Source organism: Pseudoxanthobacter soli DSM 19599 (assembly GCF_900148505.1).
Taxonomy (GTDB): domain Bacteria; phylum Pseudomonadota; class Alphaproteobacteria; order Rhizobiales; family Segnochrobactraceae; genus Pseudoxanthobacter; species Pseudoxanthobacter soli.
In genome coordinates this window covers 89,160-107,143 of record NZ_FRXO01000010.1, presented here as the reverse complement: position 1 = coordinate 107,143, position 17,984 = coordinate 89,160, and the positions used below count along the sequence as shown (strand labels likewise).

At 67.5% G+C, this 17,984-nt stretch carries 16 protein-coding genes and 1 tRNA gene; 2 read left to right on the top strand and 15 right to left on the bottom strand.

The features are described 5' to 3' along the window. Positions 1-2: 2 nt before the first annotated feature. The 12 genes from lpxA to BUF17_RS18795 form a co-directional block, all read right to left on the bottom strand. Positions 3-860 (bottom strand): acyl-ACP--UDP-N-acetylglucosamine O-acyltransferase, encoded by an 858-nt coding sequence (gene lpxA / locus BUF17_RS18850; protein ID WP_073631620.1) that lies wholly within the window; start codon positions 858-860, stop codon positions 3-5. Then, on the bottom strand, positions 860-1,351 hold the full coding sequence (fabZ, locus tag BUF17_RS18845) for a 3-hydroxyacyl-ACP dehydratase FabZ (RefSeq protein ID WP_073631676.1): 492 nt from the start codon (positions 1,349-1,351) through the stop codon (positions 860-862). Before fabZ ends, lpxA begins: the two co-directional genes overlap by 1 nt. A gap of 26 nt (positions 1,352-1,377) precedes the next feature. Then, entirely contained in the window at positions 1,378-2,445 is a 1,068-nt protein-coding gene (gene lpxD, locus BUF17_RS18840; protein WP_073631674.1) for a UDP-3-O-(3-hydroxymyristoyl)glucosamine N-acyltransferase, read from the bottom strand. Positions 2,446-2,838: 393 nt separating this feature from the next. Continuing rightward, on the bottom strand, positions 2,839-5,205 hold the full coding sequence (gene bamA, locus BUF17_RS18835; protein WP_244530954.1) for an outer membrane protein assembly factor BamA: 2,367 nt from the start codon (positions 5,203-5,205) through the stop codon (positions 2,839-2,841). Between the two features lie 261 nt (positions 5,206-5,466). Continuing rightward, a complete protein-coding gene (rseP, locus tag BUF17_RS18830; protein ID WP_073631618.1) occupies positions 5,467-6,618 on the bottom strand; it encodes an RIP metalloprotease RseP in 1,152 nt (383 codons plus the stop codon). A 220-nt stretch (positions 6,619-6,838) separates the two neighbouring features. Beyond that, positions 6,839-7,846 carry a phosphatidate cytidylyltransferase gene (locus BUF17_RS18825; protein WP_084564920.1) on the bottom strand — a complete coding sequence of 336 codons (1,008 nt, stop codon included), beginning with the start codon at positions 7,844-7,846 and terminating at the stop codon, positions 6,839-6,841. A 20-nt stretch (positions 7,847-7,866) separates the two neighbouring features. Beyond that, a complete protein-coding gene (locus BUF17_RS18820; protein ID WP_073631616.1) occupies positions 7,867-8,631 on the bottom strand; it encodes an isoprenyl transferase in 765 nt (254 codons plus the stop codon). Between the two features lie 173 nt (positions 8,632-8,804). Next, the gene (gene frr, locus BUF17_RS18815) at positions 8,805-9,368 is read right to left on the bottom strand and encodes a ribosome recycling factor (protein WP_073631614.1); all 564 of its coding nucleotides are present in this window, start codon (positions 9,366-9,368) and stop codon (positions 8,805-8,807) included. Between the two features lie 98 nt (positions 9,369-9,466). Next, positions 9,467-10,198, bottom strand: coding sequence for a UMP kinase (pyrH, locus tag BUF17_RS18810; RefSeq protein ID WP_073631612.1), 732 nt, complete (start codon positions 10,196-10,198; stop codon positions 9,467-9,469). A 581-nt stretch (positions 10,199-10,779) separates the two neighbouring features. Then, complete coding sequence (gene tsf, locus BUF17_RS18805; protein WP_073631610.1) at positions 10,780-11,703, bottom strand: translation elongation factor Ts; 924 nt, start codon at positions 11,701-11,703, stop codon at positions 10,780-10,782. Between the two features lie 259 nt (positions 11,704-11,962). Next, positions 11,963-12,751 carry a 30S ribosomal protein S2 gene (gene rpsB, locus BUF17_RS18800; RefSeq protein ID WP_073631608.1) on the bottom strand — a complete coding sequence of 263 codons (789 nt, stop codon included), beginning with the start codon at positions 12,749-12,751 and terminating at the stop codon, positions 11,963-11,965. Between the two features lie 225 nt (positions 12,752-12,976). Further along, on the bottom strand, positions 12,977-13,432 hold the full coding sequence (locus BUF17_RS18795) for a hypothetical protein (protein WP_073631606.1): 456 nt from the start codon (positions 13,430-13,432) through the stop codon (positions 12,977-12,979). Between the two features lie 113 nt (positions 13,433-13,545). Here BUF17_RS18795 and BUF17_RS18790 point away from each other — a divergent pair. Next, positions 13,546-13,622 (top strand) — tRNA-Val (locus BUF17_RS18790). Positions 13,623-13,716: 94 nt separating this feature from the next. Here BUF17_RS18790 and BUF17_RS18785 read toward each other — a convergent pair. Beyond that, the gene (locus tag BUF17_RS18785; RefSeq protein ID WP_073631604.1) at positions 13,717-14,331 is read right to left on the bottom strand and encodes a DUF2239 family protein; all 615 of its coding nucleotides are present in this window, start codon (positions 14,329-14,331) and stop codon (positions 13,717-13,719) included. 141 nt (positions 14,332-14,472) lie between these two features. Here BUF17_RS18785 and BUF17_RS18780 point away from each other — a divergent pair, with 141 nt between their 5' ends. After that, on the top strand, positions 14,473-14,808 hold the full coding sequence (locus BUF17_RS18780) for a GIY-YIG nuclease family protein (RefSeq protein ID WP_073631602.1): 336 nt from the start codon (positions 14,473-14,475) through the stop codon (positions 14,806-14,808). Positions 14,809-14,952: 144 nt separating this feature from the next. Here the strand turns inward: BUF17_RS18780 and BUF17_RS18775 are convergent, their stop codons facing one another. Next, positions 14,953-15,252 carry an HU family DNA-binding protein gene (locus tag BUF17_RS18775; protein ID WP_073631600.1) on the bottom strand — a complete coding sequence of 100 codons (300 nt, stop codon included), beginning with the start codon at positions 15,250-15,252 and terminating at the stop codon, positions 14,953-14,955. Positions 15,253-15,428: 176 nt separating this feature from the next. After that, a complete protein-coding gene (lon, locus tag BUF17_RS18770) occupies positions 15,429-17,906 on the bottom strand; it encodes an endopeptidase La (RefSeq protein ID WP_073631598.1) in 2,478 nt (825 codons plus the stop codon). Positions 17,907-17,984: the final 78 nt, after the last annotated feature.

Here is a 17,984-nt window from a genome sequence, read left to right as displayed (position 1 = left end):
GCTCAGGCCTCGTCGTCTGCCGCACCGCCGTTGCCGGACAACGGCGTGCACAGCGAGCGGTGGCCGCCCGCGCGGATGAAATCCGTCACCATCGCAACCGGCTTCACATGCCCGGAGGACGCGGCGACGGCTTCGGTGCGCGATGCCAGCGTGCCGCTTTCGGCGAAGAGCGCGCGATAGGCACTGCGTACGGCGTGAATATCCTCGCGCGGGAATCCATGGCGCTTCATGCCGACGAGGTTCAGGCCGGCGAGGTGCGCGCGGTTGCCAATCGCCATGCCGAACGGGATCAGGTCGTGCTCGAGACCAGCAAGGCCGCCGAGGAACGCATAGGCACCGATGCGCACGAACTGGTGCACCGCGGAGCCGCCGCCGAGGCTGGCATGGTCACCGATCTCGACATGGCCGCCGAGCAGCACGTTGTTGACGAGAAGCACGCCGTTGCCAATCTGGCAGTCGTGGCCGACGTGGGCGTGGGCGAGCAAGAGGCAGCGCTCGCCGATCCGGGTCATCATCCCGCCGCCTTCGGTGCCGGTGTTCACAGTCACATACTCGCGGATGACGGTGTCGGCGCCGATGGAGAGCGCGCTCGCCTCGCCCTTGAACTTGCGGTCCTGGGGCTGCAGGCCGATGGCGGCGAACGGGAAGATGCGGCATCCCTTGCCGATCGCGGTGCGGCCCTGGATGACCACATGCGATTCGACCGTCACACCGTCGCCGAGTTCGACCTCGGGGCCGATGATGCTGAACGGGCCGATCCGGACGCCGGCGCCGAGCCGCGCACCGGGCTCGACGATCGCCGTCGGGTGGACGACGGTCGGGGCACTCTGCGCATCAGTCTCCACGGAGACCCCCGTCATCACGCGTCGACCAGCATGGCGCTGATGTCGGCCTCGGCCGCCTTGGCGCCGGCCACGATCGCGTCGCAGTGGAATTTCCAGATATTGCCGCGGTTGCGCACCTTCTTGACGTGGTACTCGACCACGTCGCCGGGCACGACCGGCTTGCGGAACTTCGCGGCATCGACCGTCATCAGATAGACGAGGCTCGGGCTGCCCTTGTCGGTGCGGGCATAGATGCAGAGGGCGCCGGCGGTCTGCGCCATGCCCTCGATCAGAAGCACGCCCGGCATCACCGGCTGCGACGGAAAATGCCCCTGGAAATGCGGCTCGTTGAACGTGACGTTCTTGTAGCCGATGCAGGAGTCGTCGCCCGACATCTCGGCGATGCGGTCCACCATCAGGAACGGATAGCGGTGGGGCAGCATCTTCAGGATGGCGTGGATGTCGGCGGCGCCGAGTGTCTTCGGCTGTTCGGCCGCCGGGCTCGCGACGGCGGTTTCCCCGCCGATCGTGGTTTCGTGTTGTCCGTCGACCGTCAACGTGTCGGCTCCTCGTCCTTCGTGTCCCGGGTGCGCCTTGCCTTGGCAAGCTCTGCGACGACCCGCTTCTCCTGTGTCCACTCCCGGATGGGCTGGGCGGGCGTTCCCATCCAGCGCTCTCCGGCCGGGATGTCGTGGGCGACATTGCTGCCGCCGCCGACCTGGGCGCCGGTCCCGAGCTTGAGGTGACCGGAGAGGCCCACCTTGCCGGCCAGCACGACATAATCCTCCAACACCGTCGACCCGGAGATGCCGACCTGCGAGACGATCACGCAGTGGCGCCCGACGACGACGTTGTGGCCGATTTGAACCTGATTGTCGATCTTCGTGCCCTCACCGATGATCGTATCGCGGTTGGCGCCACGGTCTATGGTGGTGTTGGCCCCGATCTCGACATCGTTCTGCACCACGACCCGGCCGATCTGCGGCACCTTCAGATGACCTCCGGCGCCCATGGCGAAGCCGAAGCCGTCCTGCCCGATGCGCACGCCGGGATGGATGATGACGCGGTCGCCGACGAGCGCATGCTGGACGACGGCACCCGGCCCGATATAGCCGTGCCGGCCGATCCGGACCCCGGCCCCGATGACCGCCGTGGCGGCGATAATGGTCCCCGCGCCGATCTCCACCCGCGGGCCGACCACGGCGCCGGCCTCGACCACCACGCCCTCCTCGAGCGTCGCCGTCGGATCGACATGGGCAGCCGGTGAAACGTCGCTGCCGCGGATGACGCCGACGGGGCGCATCGCTTCCGGATAGAGCGCGGCGGTCGCCTTCGCGAAGGCGCGATAGGACTGCCGCGCCTCGATGACGGCGGTGGCTTCGGGAACGCGGTCGACGAACTTCGGCGGGCAGAACACCGCCGCCGCCCGCGTCTCCGCCAGTTGGCCGAGATAGCGCGGATTGTCGATGAAGCTGAGATGGCTCGGGCCGGCCTCGTCGAGCGGAGCGACGGAGGCCACGAACAGGCCGGGATCGCCCCGCACCACCCGGCCGCCGCCGATCTCGGCCAGCCGTTCGATCGTCATGGGCTCGGGAACGGTGAAGAAAACGGGATCAGTCATCAAAACGCCATCGGCTGCGACGGCATCGCCGCACGCCGGGTGCGCCTGCAGGATGCCGTATCGGATTGTCCGGAGCGCCCTGCGGCCGAACGGGAACATCCGGCTTGCAGGAAACGCTCTGATTCGTGTCCCGGAGCAGATCCCGACCGTTCAGATCGACGCGGTGCCGCCGCGCCGGCCGCCGGCCACGATTCGCGCCTCCCGAAGCCTGCGCCGAATACCGCAGGCTTTCAGCGTCGGCGGCTGCGGCGCACCTCGCAGGGAATGCCACCTCGGACGATCACGCCCCGGTGCCGCGCCGCACCTCCTGATACGACAAGGGTGACCGCGCTGGCGGCCACCCTGTCGATTTCCGGAGCCTCGTGCCCCCGCCACAGCGGGAGCACCGGTGGATCAGAACCGCGTGCCGCCGCTGAGCCGGAACACTTCGGTCTGGTCGAAGCTCTCCTTCATGATCGGCCACGCGAAGTCGGCGCGCAGCGGACCGAACGGCGACTGCCAGCGGACACCGAAGCCGGCCGTCCAACGGACCGACATATCGTCGCCCTCGACCACCGTGACCGGCGACGGGAAGACGTGGGCGCCGTTGATGCCCTTGTCGACCGACCACAGCGAACCGGCGTCGGTGAACACCGCCCACGACAGACCCAGCTCCTGCGGGATGTACGGCATCGGAGCATCGGCTTCCGCGGTGACAGCCCAGAAGTACTTGCCGCCGAGCGCATCGCCGGTGGAGGCGTCACGCGGGCCGATACCGTTGTCCTGGAAGCCGCGGATGATGTCGCCACCCACATAGAGCTGCTGGGTCGCGTTCAGGTTGTCCCCGATACCCTGGATCAGACCGCCCTGGGCGCGCAGCATGCCGAGCAGACCCCAGTCCGCATAGATGCTCTGGTAGTAGCGGGTGTCGATGCCGAGCTTGTAGTAGCGCACGTCACCGCCGAGGCCCGCGAACTCCTGAGTCAGCTTGGCGTAGTAGCCGTCCTGCGGGTTCAGGTTGCTGTCGAGCTTGTTGTAGGTGAACGTCGTGCCGATCGCCGAGGTCAGCGTCGTGCCCTGCGATTCCATGATCGCCGAGGAGATCTGGCCATACTCGTTCGGCACGGTCACGTCGTTGTGGTCGAGCCGGTAGTAGGTGCCGACGTTGAATTCCTCGGTGATCGGGAAGTTGAAGCGGATGGTGCCGCCGACGGTCTTCTGCTCGTAGTTCCGGTAGCTCGTGGTGTCGAGCTTGGTGCCGTAGAGGTCGAAGCCCGCCGCGATACGCCGGCCGAGGAAGTACGGCTCGGTGAACGACAGCGCCGCGTTCTGCGAGGAGGAGCCGCCACCGACCGCCACGCGGACATACTGGCCGCGGCCGAGGAAGTTCTTCTCCGTCAGAGAGATGTCGCCGATCACGCCGTCCGTGGTGGAGTAGCCCACGCCGAACGAGATTTCACCGGTCGACTGCTCTTCCACGTCCACGTTGACGATGACGCGGTCGGGCGCGCTTCCCGGCTCGGTGGTGATGTTCACCGTCTTGAAGAAGCCGAGATTGTTCAGGCGGCGCTGGGCGCGATCGATCAGCACGCGGTTGTACGCATCGCCTTCGACCACGTCGAACTCGCGACGGATGACGTAGTCACGGGTGCGGGTGTTGCCGCGGATGTTGATCCGCTCGATGTAGGCGCGCGGGCCCTCGTCCAGCGAATAGGTGATCGAGATGGTGTGGTTCTCGTAGTCACGGTCGCCGCGCGGCCGGACCTGGGCGAAGGCATAGCCGTCCTTCGACGCCTCGATGGTGAGGTTCTCGATCGACTTCTCGACATCGGCCGCGCTGTAGACCGAGCCCTTGCGGGTCGTGACCACACGCATCATGCGGGAGGCGTCGAGCGACTGCAGCGAGCTCTCCACGTTGATGTCGCCGAAGCGGTAGAGCGGGCCCTCGTCCACCGTGAAGGTGATGAAGAAGGTGTTGCGCTCACGGTCGAGTTCCGCCGACGCCGACACCACGCGGAAATCCGCATAGCCGTGATTGTAGTAGAACTGACGCAGCTGCTCCTCGTCCGACGCGAGCCGGTCCGGATCGTAGGTGTCGGTGGTGCGCAGCCAGCCGAGCAGACCGGTTTCACGCGTCCGGATGACATCGCGCAGGCGGCCGTCGCTGAAGGCGTGGTTGCCGACGAACGAAATGGAGGAGACGCCGGTCTTGTCGCCCTCGTTGATCTCGAACACGAGGTTCACGCGGTTCTGCGGCAGCTCGATGATCTTCGGCGTCACGGTCGCGCGGTACCGGCCGCTGGCGCGGTAGGCATCGATGATGCGCTGCACGTCGCTCTGGACGCGGGCCGTGGTGAGCACCGAGCGGGACTTGGATTCGACGATGCCGGTCAGCGTCTCGGAGGAGAGGCGCTTGTTACCCTCGAACGCGATCTCGTTGATGATCGGGTTCTCGACCACCGAAACCACGAGGCTGCCACCCTGCTGGCTGATCTTCACGTCCTTGAAGAGGCCGGTCGCGTAGAGCGCCTTGAGGGACTCGTCGACATCCGCCGCGCCAAACGGCCGGCCCGGCTTGATGGTGACGTAGGCCTGAACGGTTTCCGAATCGACACGGGACGATCCGGAAACGACGATCCTGCTGACCACGTCCGCATATGCGGCGGTCACCCCCAGCAGAGGCATCTGCGGGGCGGCCAGAACGGTGGCCAGGGAGAGGGCGACCGCAAGGGCCAACCGCCTCAGCATCATGTCAACGGTACGCATGTTGAGCAAACGCATGGGGTCTTTCGGCCCTCTTCAATCCGGATCTCACGAGCAGCGCACCGGCATGGTACGCCACGATCTTATAAGCCAAGTCTCGGTATCGCAGGCTTTCCAAACCGAGGCAATACAAGGTCGAGTTCAAGGTGAACGAATGGCTTCAATGCGTTGCCGTTCGGTCACGCTGCCATAAAATTCCCCGGAAAGCCGCCGCGGGCCGTGGGAGGCGGCGGACGGCGGCCTTGGGGAAAACGCCGCGCGGGGAGCGCGGCATCGGTATCAGGAGGCGCCCGCCTGACGCATCGTCAGGTGAACGATGTCGTTCCAGGTGGCGAACACCATCAGGAGCAGCACGAGGGCCAGTCCGATTCGGAAGCCCACGTCCTGCGCCTTCGCGCTCAGCGGACGCCGCCGCACCGCTTCGATAGCATAATAAGCGAGATGGCCGCCATCCAGCATCGGCACCGGCAGCAGATTCAGGAGGCCGATGCTGACCGAGAACACCGCGGCGAGGTTGAGCAGCGCCACCATGCCCTCTCGGGCGACCTGGCCGGAGACCTCCGCCATGCGGATGGTGCCGCCGAGCTGATCGGCCTTCTCCCGCCCGGTCACGACCTTGGCGATATAGTCCACGGTGCGGTCGACCACGAACCACGTCTCGCGCACGCCCTCGACCACAGCCTCGGGAACGGAATAGGTCTGGGTGGTGATTCCGCCCGCGGACACGTCGCGGCGGATTCCGAGCACGCCGATGCGCTGCACGTTGCCGAACCGGTCGGTCATCTCGGTCGCGCGCGGCACGACGCTCAGCATCACCTTCTCGCCGCCGCGCTCGACCATCACCGCCAGCGTCTCGCCGGCCGAGGTGCTGACGATGCGCTGGACGCCGCCGAAGGAATCGATCGGCTGCCCGTCGATGGCGACGATGACGTCGCCGATCTCGAAGCCGGCCGTCTGAGCCGCGCCGCCGGGCTCGAGCCCGTCGACGCGGGCTTCCGTCACCGGGCGGCCGTAGACGGACAGCAGGACCGCGAAGATGACGATCGCCAGCAGGAAGTTCGCGATCGGCCCGGCCGCCACGACCGCCGCACGCTGCCAGACGGGCTTTGCGGCGAAACTGGTACGGCGTTCCTCGTCGCTCATCGCCTCGATGGCGGCACGATCCGGCACGCTCGCGGCGTTCTCGTCGCCGGCGAACTTGACGTAGCCGCCGAGCGGGATCGCCGAAAGCTTCCAGCGCGTGCCCTTCGAATCCGTGCGGCCGATGAGTTCCTTGCCGAATCCGATCGAGAAGGCATCGACCTTCACGCCGCACCAGCGCGCGACCAGGAAATGGCCGAGTTCATGGAAGAACACGATGATGGTGAGCACGAACAGGAAAGGCACGACGTAGCCGACAATTCCAGCCCCGAGACCGCCGATCAGCTCCATCTTCCGCACCCGCTCCTGCTTCGCCAGCCGCGCCGGGCATCCCGCCGGACGCCGCGCGCATCAGAATAATCCAATGCCTGCGTGTCTTAATGTGATTTGCCGCGCTGCGAAATCACAGAACCGAGACGCACGGCCCTTTCTCCACCAGCCGCACTGGCGCAGACGGGTCGAGACGCCTTCGATGCACCGCCAATGCGGCGTGTTTGGGGAGGAACCGCCCTCAGCCGGCGATGAGACGGGGCAGTGCGATCGCGGCGGCCACCACCGACGCCGCCATCAGCCCGTCAACACGGTCGAGAACGCCGCCGTGCCCGGGCAGGATATGACCGCTGTCCTTGACGCCGAAGCCGCGCTTGGCCGCCGATTCCGCCAGATCGCCAAGCTGGCTCGCGACCGAAAGCAGCGCGGCGATCGCAGCCGTGCCGATGCCGACGGAATGCCCCCAGGCGAGCGTCAGCCCGAGAGAGATGATGACCGCGCCGGCGACGCCGGAAATCGCCCCGGCCCAGGTCTTGTTGGGCGAGACCGCGGGCCACAATTTCGGGCCGCCGATCGCCCGTCCGCCAGCGTAGGCCGCGATATCCGTCGCCCACACCGCCAGGAACAGGAAGTAGATCGCGAAGCGGCCCTCTGGATCGCTGCGCAGCAGGATAAGGGACACCAGCGGCAGCGCCGCATAGAGCATTCCGAAGCCGGCGAGCAGCCCGGCGATCCCGGCCGTGGCGTTCTCGCGCCCGGCTTCCGCGGCGCGGCGGCGATGCGCCCCCGCCCGCAGCGCGAACAACCCTGCCGCGGCAGCAGCGCCGGCGACGATCACGATACCGGCCTGCAGAGGGCCGACGAAGACCAGGGTGGCCGCAGCGGCAACGAGCACCACCGCGCCGAGCGCGACGCCAGCCCGCTCGCGTCCGCCGGCGACCATCGTCACCCACTCCACCCACACCACCACGGCGAGGCAGGCGATCAGGAGATCGAAGCCGAGGCCGCCAAACCAGATCAGGACGAGGGTGAGCGGGCCGAGGGCGAGGGAGGACAGGATCCGCAGCACCAGCTCACGGCCGCGGCCGTTGCGTCCGCCGCGGCCTGCGGACTTTCCCGTCGCGCCATTCTTATCAGCCGCGCCATTCTTGCCCGCAGACCTGTTCTTGCCCGCAGAGCGATTCTTGCCAGCCGCGCCCTTCTTGGCGTTGCGGCCGGGTATGCCCGCGTCGGTGCGGACCGTGGGCATGATGCGCTGCTCCGTGCGGCTCACGCGCCGGCCCGGACGGACAAGCCGCCGAAACGCCGGTCGCGTGCTGCGAACTCCTCGAGTGCGCGGTCGAACGCCGCGTCGTCGAACTCAGGCCAATGCACGGCGTCGAAAACAAGTTCCGAATAAGCGGCCTGCCACAGCAGGAAATTCGACAGCCGCATCTCGCCGCTGGTGCGGATCACGAGGTCGGGGTCGGGAATTTCGGCGGTGTCGAGGCGGGCGGCGATGGCGGCTTCGTCGATGTCGCCGATCGCGAGTTCACCGGCCGCGACCGCCGCCGCGAGCGCGCGCGCCGCGCGGACGATCTCGTTTCGTGCGCCATAGTTGAACGCGATGACGAGGGTCAGGCCAGTATTGGAACGCGTCGTCGCCTCGGCCTCGTCCAGGAGCGCACAGAGTTCCTCGCCGAGGCCCTCACGCTCGCCCACGACGCGGACGCGCACATTGGCGCTGTCGAGTTCGGCGAGATCGCGGCGAATGAACATCTTGAGAAGGCCGAGCAGGAAGGTGACCTCCTCCTTCGGACGCGACCAGTTCTCGGAGGAGAAGCTGAACAGCGTGAGGAAGCGGATGCCGCGCTTGCGCGCATGGCGCACGGTGCGGCGCACCGTCTCCACCCCCTGGCGATGACCTTCGATGCGGGGCAGGCCCTGGGCGTTTGCCCAACGCCCGTTGCCATCCATGATGATGGCGACGTGGCAGGGCACGACGGCAGGACCGAAGTCCGCGCCTGCGATGGCGGCCGCAGCGGCGCCGGGCATCCGCGTCAAAGGCTGTCCCTCCCGAATTCCGTGCCGACGGGATCGCCCCGCAATCCGTTCCGGCGCCCACGACCATTCGTGCGCCGCCTCTGCGCTTCCGTCCAGCGCAGGCACCGCCCCTGCCCCGCAGCCGATCGGAAACGTCGTGACTTCAAACCGGAGCGCGCGCAGGATCAGACCTGCGCGATCTCCTTCTCCTTGTGGGCGAGCAGCTGGTCGACGTCGGTGATCGACTCGTCCGTCAGCTTCTGGACCTTGTCGGAGAGCACGCGCTGCTCGTCCTGGCCCACGGCGCCATCCTTCTCGAGCTTCTTCAGGCTTTCCATGCCGTCCCGCCGCACGTGGCGGATCGAGACGCGGGCAGCCTCGGCGTACTTGTGCGCGACCTTGATGAGTTCCTGGCGGCGCTCGGCATTGAGCTCGGGGATCGGAATCCGCATCGAAGTGCCTTCGACCACCGGATTGAGCCCGAGGCTCGATTCACGGATCGCACGCTCGACGGCGCCGGCGGTGGAACGGTCCCACACCTGAACGCTGATCAGGCGCGCTTCGGGCACGCTGACGGTCGCGAGCTGGTTGAGCGGCATGGAGCTGCCGTAGACGTCGACCACGATCGGATCGAGCAGGCTGGCCGATGCCCGGCCGGTGCGCAGCCCCGACAGTTCGTTCTTCAGAACGTCGACCGCGCCCTGCATCCGCCGCTTGATACCCGCGAGATCGAGTGCGTCGTTGGCCATGACATATCCTCACCTGTCCTGCCGCCCCGTGGCGGCGCCGTTACGGCACCCGCGCCACCGGGCTGGAAATCCGATGCCGGCCACACGCCGGCAAACGCTCAGCCGTCGACGATCGTCGCCCGGCCCCGGCCGCAGAGAACCTCGATGAAGGCTCCCGGCTGCTGGATCGAAAACACGATTACAGGAATGGCGTTATCGCGGGCAAGTGCGATTGCGGCGGCGTCCATCACCGCAAGGTCGCGCGCGAGCACCTCCTGATGGGTCAACCGCTCGTAACGCACCGCGTTCGGATCGCGCTTCGGGTCGGCGGAATAGACGCCGTCGACATTGGTGCCCTTCAGCAGCGCGTCGCAGCCCATCTCCGCCGCCCGCAGCGCCGCGCCGGAATCGGTGGTGAAGAACGGGTTGCCGGTGCCGCCGGCGAACAGCACCACGCGGCCGGCATCCATGTGCTCCTGGGCGCCGCGCTGGGTGAAGGTGTCGCAAACCGCCGGAACGGTCAGGGCGGAGACCACGCGCGCATCGACGCCGCGGCGGGTCAGCGCGTCGTGCAGCGCAAGGCAGTTCATGACGGTGGCGAGCATGCCCATGTGGTCGCCGGCGACGCGGTTGACGCCGCCCGCGGCGATGCGCGCGCCGCGCACGAAATTGCCGCCGCCCACGACGAGCCCGATCCGGGCGCCGATGGCGACCGCCTGGGCGACCTCGTCGGCAATCCGGTCGAGCGTGCGCGTGTCGATGCCGAAGCCCTGGTCGCCCATCAGGGCTTCACCCGAGACCTTCAGCAACACTCGCTTCCAGCGCAGATCCGGCTTGGGTTCGGTGCTCATGTCGCTTTCATCCTCTCGGTGCTCGGGTTCGGATCCCGCGCGCGCTTCACGAAGCGCAAGCCGGTTCCGGTCGATTGATCTACGGGCGCTCCCGCTTCGATCGGACGATCGGCGCCGACCGGGGGCGCGCTGAGAGCGCCTTCCGATCCGATGGAATCCTCGGATCGACAAGAAATCGCTGCAGATTCAAAATCTTGAGCATATCCTTGCCGTTCAGATCGGTTCAATCTCAACGGGACATGCTCGGGGAATGCAGGTGAACCGGGCGCTGACGCGTGCGCCGCACCCGTGCGGGCCCGCTCCGTTCCCGCCGCTTCGGAAGGAACCGCCGCGCGACGCCGGGTCGCGAACAGCCGCTGTAGCCGCAAGCAGCCCCACACGCCGCGCCGCCGGGCGCGACAACACGCTGCGCAACGACGATGGCCGGGACGGTCGAGACGGGAGAACGCGACGGACGGCAGGCCCGATGCCGATCGGGGGGCCCCGCCTCGCCACGGCACCGGTCCGGTGCGAGCGGCGGCGGATGCCGCAATAAAAACCGGGCGGCGGTCATGACGACCGCCGCCCGGGATAATTTTCGATCAGCCGGCGGCCGCGGCAGCGACCTCGGCGGCGAAGTCCGAGGTCTCCTTCTCGATGCCTTCGCCGAGGGCGTAGCGCACGAAGCCCGTCACCTTCACCGCAGCGCCCATGGCCTTTCCGGCCTCGGCGACGGCGGCTTCCACCGTCTTCTCCGGGTCGAGCACGAAGGCCTGCTTCAGCAGGGTGACTTCCTCGTAGAACTTGCGCATCCGGCCCTCGACCATCTTCTCGATGATGTTCTCGGGCTTGCCGGACTGGCGGGCCTGGTCGGCATAGACGTTGCGCTCGCGGGCGACGACATCGTCGCTGATGTCCTCGGCGGCGAGGCCGAGCGGGCTCGTGGCGGCGACATGCATCGCCACCTTGCGGCCGAGCTCGGTCAGCGCGGCCTTGTCGCCGGTCGACTCGAGGGCGACCAGCACGCCGATCTTGCCTAGGCCGTCGGCCACCGCGCTGTGGATGTAGGTGGCGACGACGCCGTCGCTGACCTTGAGGGCGGTCGTGCGGCGCAGCGACATGTTCTCGCCGATGGTGGCGATCGCCTCGCGCAGTTCCTCATCGACCGAGTGGGACTTGCCCGGGAAGGTCGCGGCGGCGGTGCGGTCACGGTCGCCGTGCGCCTCGAGGGCGACGCCGGCGATGGTGCGCACGATCGACTGGAACTGCTCGTTGCGGGCGACAAAGTCGGTCTCGGAGTTGACCTCGACCACCGCGGCGGACGTGCCGGCGGAGGCGACGCCGATCAGGCCTTCGGCGGCAACACGGCCGGCCTTCTTGGCGGCCTTGGACAGGCCCTTCTTGCGCAGCCAGTCGACCGCGGCCTCCATCTCGCCGGCGCTTTCAATGAGGGCCGCCTTGCAGTCCATCATGCCCGCGCCCGTCTTCTCGCGGAGCTCCTTCACCATCTGGGCGGAAATGCTCATCGATTGCCTCGTTCGAAATGTTGGCGTCTATCGTATCGACCCTAAGCCGCGACCATGTCGTTCATATCGCAGCGGGCCGTGGGAACTCGTTCCAGCATCGTCGATCTGCCCGGCTGGAGCGGGCCGCCAGACCGGAAAGGCCCGGTCAAACGCAAGCGCGCCGCGGCAGAGATGCCGAAGCGCGCTCTTTCCGTTGCGCGAAGCGGGGATCGTGCGGCCGGCGCGTTCCGGTGAGACCCGGAGCCCGGCCGCCGGCACCTCACTCCGCGGCTGCTTCGGCTTCCTCGGCCGGAGCCTCGGCGAGCGCCGGCTCCTCGACCAGGTCCTCGGCCGCGCCGATGTCGACGCCGAGCGAGCCCTGCGACCGCACCAGACCGTCGATGGCGGCGCGGGCGATCAGGTCGCAATAAAGCGTGATCGCGCGGCCGGCGTCGTCGTTGCCCGGGATCGGATAGGTGATGCCGTCCGGATCGCAGTTGGAATCGAGGATCGCCACCACCGGGATGCCCAGACGACGGGCTTCCTCGATCGCGATCTTCTCGCGGTTGGTGTCGATGACGAAGATCAGGTCGGGCACGCCGCCCATGTCCTTGATGCCGCCGAGGTTGCGCTCAAGCTTCTCCAGCTCGCGGCTGAGGTTGAGGCGCTCCTTCTTGGTCAGACCCTGCTGGTCGCCGCCGAGCAGCTCCTCGAGCTTGCGCAGGCGCTGGATCGACAGCGAGATGGTCTTCCAGTTGGTCAGCATGCCGCCGAGCCAGCGGGCGTTGACGAAATACTGCGCCGAACGGCGGGCGGAATCGGCAACCGCCTCCTGGGCCTGGCGCTTGGTGCCGACGAGCAGCACGCGGCCGCCGTTGGCGACCGTGTCGCTCACCGCCTTCAGCGCCTGGTGCAGCAGCGGCACCGACTGGGCGAGATCGATGATGTGAACGTTGTTGCGGACCCCGAACAGGAAGGGGGCCATCTTCGGGTTCCAGCGGTGGGTCTGGTGACCGAAGTGCACGCCGGCCTCGAGCAGCTGGCGCATGGTGAAATCGGGAAGAGCCATGGCTCTTGTCTCCATTTTTCCGGTTGGCCTCCGTGGGGTGTGAGAGCTCTTATCGAGCACCGGATGGCCTCCGGACGAGCCGGACGACCTGAACCCCACGTGTGGAATGGGCGCTCCTATAAGCCCGACGCCGGAAAAAAGCAAGGCGCCGGACCGGACGGGCGGAGCCTTGCGGCCCCTGCCCCGCCCGCTCCGGCGCCGGCAGGCCCGATGGGGGTGCCGCGGTTATTTCAGGCTGATGTTGACGCCGCTGCCGCCGGCGGTGAGCGACAGGCCCTTCTCGCGCGTCTCGAGCCGGAGGCTGACGCCTTTGTCGTTGCGCAGCATGATCTGGCCTTCGCCGCTGTTGCCGGCGGCGACGCCGGTCGAAAGCGCGCCGTAGACGCCTGCGAAGTCCGATAGCTTGTGCAGGTCGTAGACCGTGCCGTAGGCCTTGATGTTGGAAACGCCGACGCTGCCGAGGCCGAGCCCGCCGATGGTGAAGGGATAGCTCTTGCCCTTGTATTCGAGGGTGCCGCCGCCGGCCTGCCCGCTGATGATCAGGCCGAACTGGGTCTGGTCGATGCTGACGGTGCCCGACTTCACCATCGGGTTGTCGGCGAGGACGGTCGCGGACGTGGCGGCGAAAGCGGCGATGCCGGCCGCGAGCGCGAGGGCGGCCTTGGAACGACGGTTGATCATCGTGACGGTCTCCTTTTGGGGTCTGATCTTCCCTTGCATCAACGCCAATCAATGCCTATCCGTTGCATCCGTTCGAAGCGGCGCCCTTCCCTCGCGGGCTGGGCGCGTTCGGCGGGCGGTTAGCTCAGCTGGTTAGAGCATCTGGTTTACACCCAGAGGGTCGGGGGTTCGAATCCCTCACCGCCCACCATTTCCGGGCTCCGCGCCACCGATGTCGCGCTGCCCCGGCCAATGACCTACCCCGATTTACCCCTGCGCGAGCGATACCGGGCGCGACGCCGCCGTCAGCGCGCCGGGCCGTCGCGATCGTCCCACGCCAGCCGCGCCGCGTGGATGCGGATATCGGCCGGCCAGCCGGCGGTCGAAGCGTCGAACCGGGCGCGGTCGCCGGCGAACAGCGCCCGCGACGCCTCTTCGAAACCGGGCAGATCGCCGGCGGCGGCCGACATGAACCGGTAGGCCCGCTCGGTCGCGGCCCGGTCGCGCCCGTCATCGCGGCGGCGGGCGTCGTCGACCAGCCGCCGCAGCGCCTGCGACGCCCCGCCCTTCTGCGCGGCCAGCCACTCCCACTGCCGGGGCAGCAGCGTGACCTCGCGCGCGACGACCCCGAGCTTCGGCCGCCCCCTCCCCTTGCCGCCCGCCGGACCCGGTTCGTTCGCGCCGGCTCGCGTCTGTCCCGGAACGACACCCGTGGAAAGCCGCGCCGCGATGTCATCGCGGCCGCCTCTCAGGTCGAGATCGATCACGGCGCCGGTCGCGTCGTCGAACACCAGCGGCGTGGCTGCGGGGTCCGCTTCCGTCCGGGCCTTCACCGCCATCGCCACGTCGATCAGCGCGCCCCGGGCGACAGCACAGCCGCCCTCGAACGCGGTCGCGGGGCGGGATAGCGGGTCGGTCATCGTCGGCTCCCTGGTGGCGACATCATAACGGCGGGCTCACCGCGATAAATTTATCCGGATAAAAATTGCCTCGTCAATATCACCCGGGTATATCGGCCGGATTGCGACACCGGCGCCGCTGCGCCCCAGATGGAAACGACGATGAAGCACGAGGAACGCAGAGCGGCCGTTGCCGCCTACAAGGAGCGCAAGTCGCGCGCCGGGATCTACGCCGTGCGTTGCCTGCCGGCAGGGAAGTGCTGGGTGGGGCGCACGGCGGATGTGGGCGCGATCCGCAATCGCCTGTGGTTCACGCTGGCGAACGGCAGCGGCACACGGCCTGCGATGCAGGCGGCCTGGAACGCCCATGGTGCCGAAGCCTTCAGCTTCGAAGAACTGGAGCGCCTGCCCGACGATATCGAGGCCGTGAGCGTCGACCGCGTGCTCAAAGAGCGGCTCGCGCACTGGCGCGCCGTTCTCGGCGCGGACCTTGCCTGACCGCCGCAGAAGGGCCGGCAACACACGCCGGGCAATGGCCGCCGACAAGACAGAGCCGGACGAAGACGGGCTCGGAAAAGACAAGAGCCCCGACGCCGTCCGGCGCGGGGCTCTGCAACACTTCGGCGAATGCCGGAAGACGCGTCAGGCGTTGACGGCGTCCTTCAGCGGCTTGCCCGCCTTGAACTTCGGAACCTTCGCAGCCGGGATGTCGATGGACTCGCCCGTGCGCGGATCGCGACCGGTGGACGCGGCGCGCTCGCTGACGGCAAACGTGCCGAAGCCGACGATGCGGACTTCATCGCCCTTCACCAGCGCTTCGACGATCGCGTCGAACGCGGCGTCGACGGCCTTCGTAGCGTCGGCCTTCGTCAGGCCCGCCTTCTCGGCCACCGCCGCGGTCAGCTCGTTCTTGCTGAACCGATTCGCTTTGCCGTTCGTCATTCAATCACCTTCGATTTTCTTCCGCGCGGTCACTGGGCGCGCGGCTTTTGCACCGACAACCGCCCGTCGACCTAGTCTGCCGGCGGCGCGATGCCGCTTTCCTGCGCGGATTTCGTGACGAACGCAAGCCGAAAAGCCGCGGAAATCCGAGATTTCCGCGGCTTTCAGCCCATTTTTCAGTGCGCGGTGACGGCCGAAACGTCACCCTCGGCAGCCGGGACGGCTGCCTTGTCGGCGGCCGGACGACGCGGCCACTCGATCGGCTCGGGCACGCGAACCAGCGCCCGGCGCACCACCTCGTCCATCCGCGAGACCGGGACGATCTCCATCCCGCTCTTCACGTTGTCCGGGATGTCGGCGAGATCCTTCGCGTTGTCCGCGGGGATCAGCACCGTCTTGATGCCGCCGCGCAGTGCGGCGAGCAGCTTCTCCTTCAGGCCGCCGATCGGCAGCACGCGACCGCGCAGGGTGATCTCGCCTGTCATGGCCACGTCCCGGCGAACCGGGATGCCGGTCATCACGGAGATCACCGCCGTCGCCATGGCGATGCCCGCCGACGGACCATCCTTCGGGGTCGCCCCCTCCGGAACGTGGACGTGGATGTCCCGCTCCTCGAACAGCGGCGGCTCAACGCCGAAATCGATCGCTCGCGAGCGGACATAGGATGCCGCCGCCGAAATCGACTCCTTCATCACGTCGCGCAGGTTGCCCGTGACGGTCATCTTGCCCTTGCCGGGCATCATCAGGCCTTCGATCGTCAGCAGTTCGCCGCCGACCTCGGTCCACGCCAGCCCGGTCACCACGCCGACCTGATCCTCGAGCTCCGCCTCGCCGAACCGGTAGCGCGGCACGCCGAGATAGTCCTCGAGGTTCTTGGCCGTGATCTTGACGGCGGTCACCGGCTTTGTGGTCCGGCTGCCCGCCTTCTTCGCGGTCTTGGCCGAGGCGCCGCCGACGATGTCACGCACCGCCTTGCGGGCGAGCGTCGCCAGTTCCCGTTCCAGCCCGCGCACGCCGGCTTCCCGGGTGTAGCGCTGGATGATGGTGCGCAGCGCTCCGTCGTCGACGGAGAACTCCTTCGGCTTCAGGCCGTGGTCGGCCTCCGCCTTCGGCAGCAGGTGGGTGCGCGCGATCTCGACCTTTTCATCCTCGGTGTAGCCGGCGATGCGGATGATCTCCATGCGATCCATCAGCGGGCCGGGGATGTCGAGGGTGTTGGCGGTGGTCACGAACATCACGTTCGAGAGGTCGTACTCGACCTCCAGATAGTGGTCCATGAACGCCTGGTTCTGTTCGGGATCGAGCACCTCCAGGAGCGCCGACGAGGGGTCGCCGCGGAAGTCCATGCCCATCTTGTCGATCTCGTCGAGCAGGAAGAGCGGGTTGGACTTCTTGGCCTTGCGCATCGACTGCACGATCTTGCCGGGCATCGAGCCGATGTAGGTCCGCCGGTGACCGCGGATTTCCGCCTCGTCGCGCACGCCGCCGAGCGGCATGCGGATGAACTCGCGGCCCGTGGCCTTGGCGATCGACTTGCCGAGCGAGGTCTTGCCGACGCCGGGCGGGCCGACGAGGCACAGGATCGGCCCCTTCAGCTTGTTCGCGCGGCTCTGCACGGCCAGGTACTCGAGGATGCGCTCCTTCACCTTGTCGAGGCCGTAGTGATCGGTGTCGAGGATCTGCTCGGCATAGCCGAGATCGATCTTCACGCGCGAGCGCTTGCCCCACGGAATGCCCAGGAGCCAGTCCAGATAGTTGCGCACGACGGTGGCTTCCGCCGACATCGGCGACATCTGGCGCAGCTTCTTCACCTCGGCGAGCGCCTTCTCGCGCGCCTCCTTGGAGAGCTTGGTCTTGCGGATGCGCGCTTCCAGCTCGGCCGCCTCGTCGCGGCCTTCCTCGCCGTCGCCGAGCTCCTTCTGGATCGCCTTCATCTGCTCGTTCAGGTAGTACTCGCGCTGGGTCTTCTCCATCTGGCGCTTGACGCGCGAGCGGATGCGCTTCTCGACCTGAAGAACCGAGATCTCGCTCTCCATCATGCCCAGCACCTTCTCCAGGCGCTCGGCGACGGAAGCCAGGTCCAGGATCGCCTGCTTCTCGGGGATCTTCACCGCGAGATGCGAGGCGATGGTGTCGGCCAGCTTCGAATAGTCCTCGATCTGCCCGACGGCGCCCAGGACCTCAGCCGAAACCTTCTTGTTCAGCTTCACGTAATTTTCGAACTCGGACACCGCCGAGCGGGCCAGCGCCTCCACCTCGACCGGATCGGGGATCGCATCCTCGATGCGCTCCACCTCGGCCTCGTAGATGTCGGTGCGCTCGCGGAAGCGCACGATGCCGGCGCGCGACGAGCCCTCGACCAGCACCTTCACGGTGCCGTCGGGAAGTTTCAGAAGCTGAAGCACCGTCGCCAGCGTGCCGATGGAATAGATCGCATCGATCGCGGGATCGTTATCCTCCGCGTTCTTCTGCGTGGCGAGCAGGATCTGCTTGTCGTTCCGCATCACTTCTTCGAGGGCGCGGATCGACTTCTCGCGTCCGACGAAGAGCGGAACAATCATGTGCGGAAACACGACGATATCACGCAGCGGCAAAACAGGCACCACTTCGAGATCGCCTTTGGCTCCGGCGCGACGATTTTCGATCGAGGTCATGAGAGACCGTCCTTTCTGAGCCGTGGCCGATTCGCCCGTAACCAAGCACGAACCAAGCCAGCGTACCCCAGAGCGGGG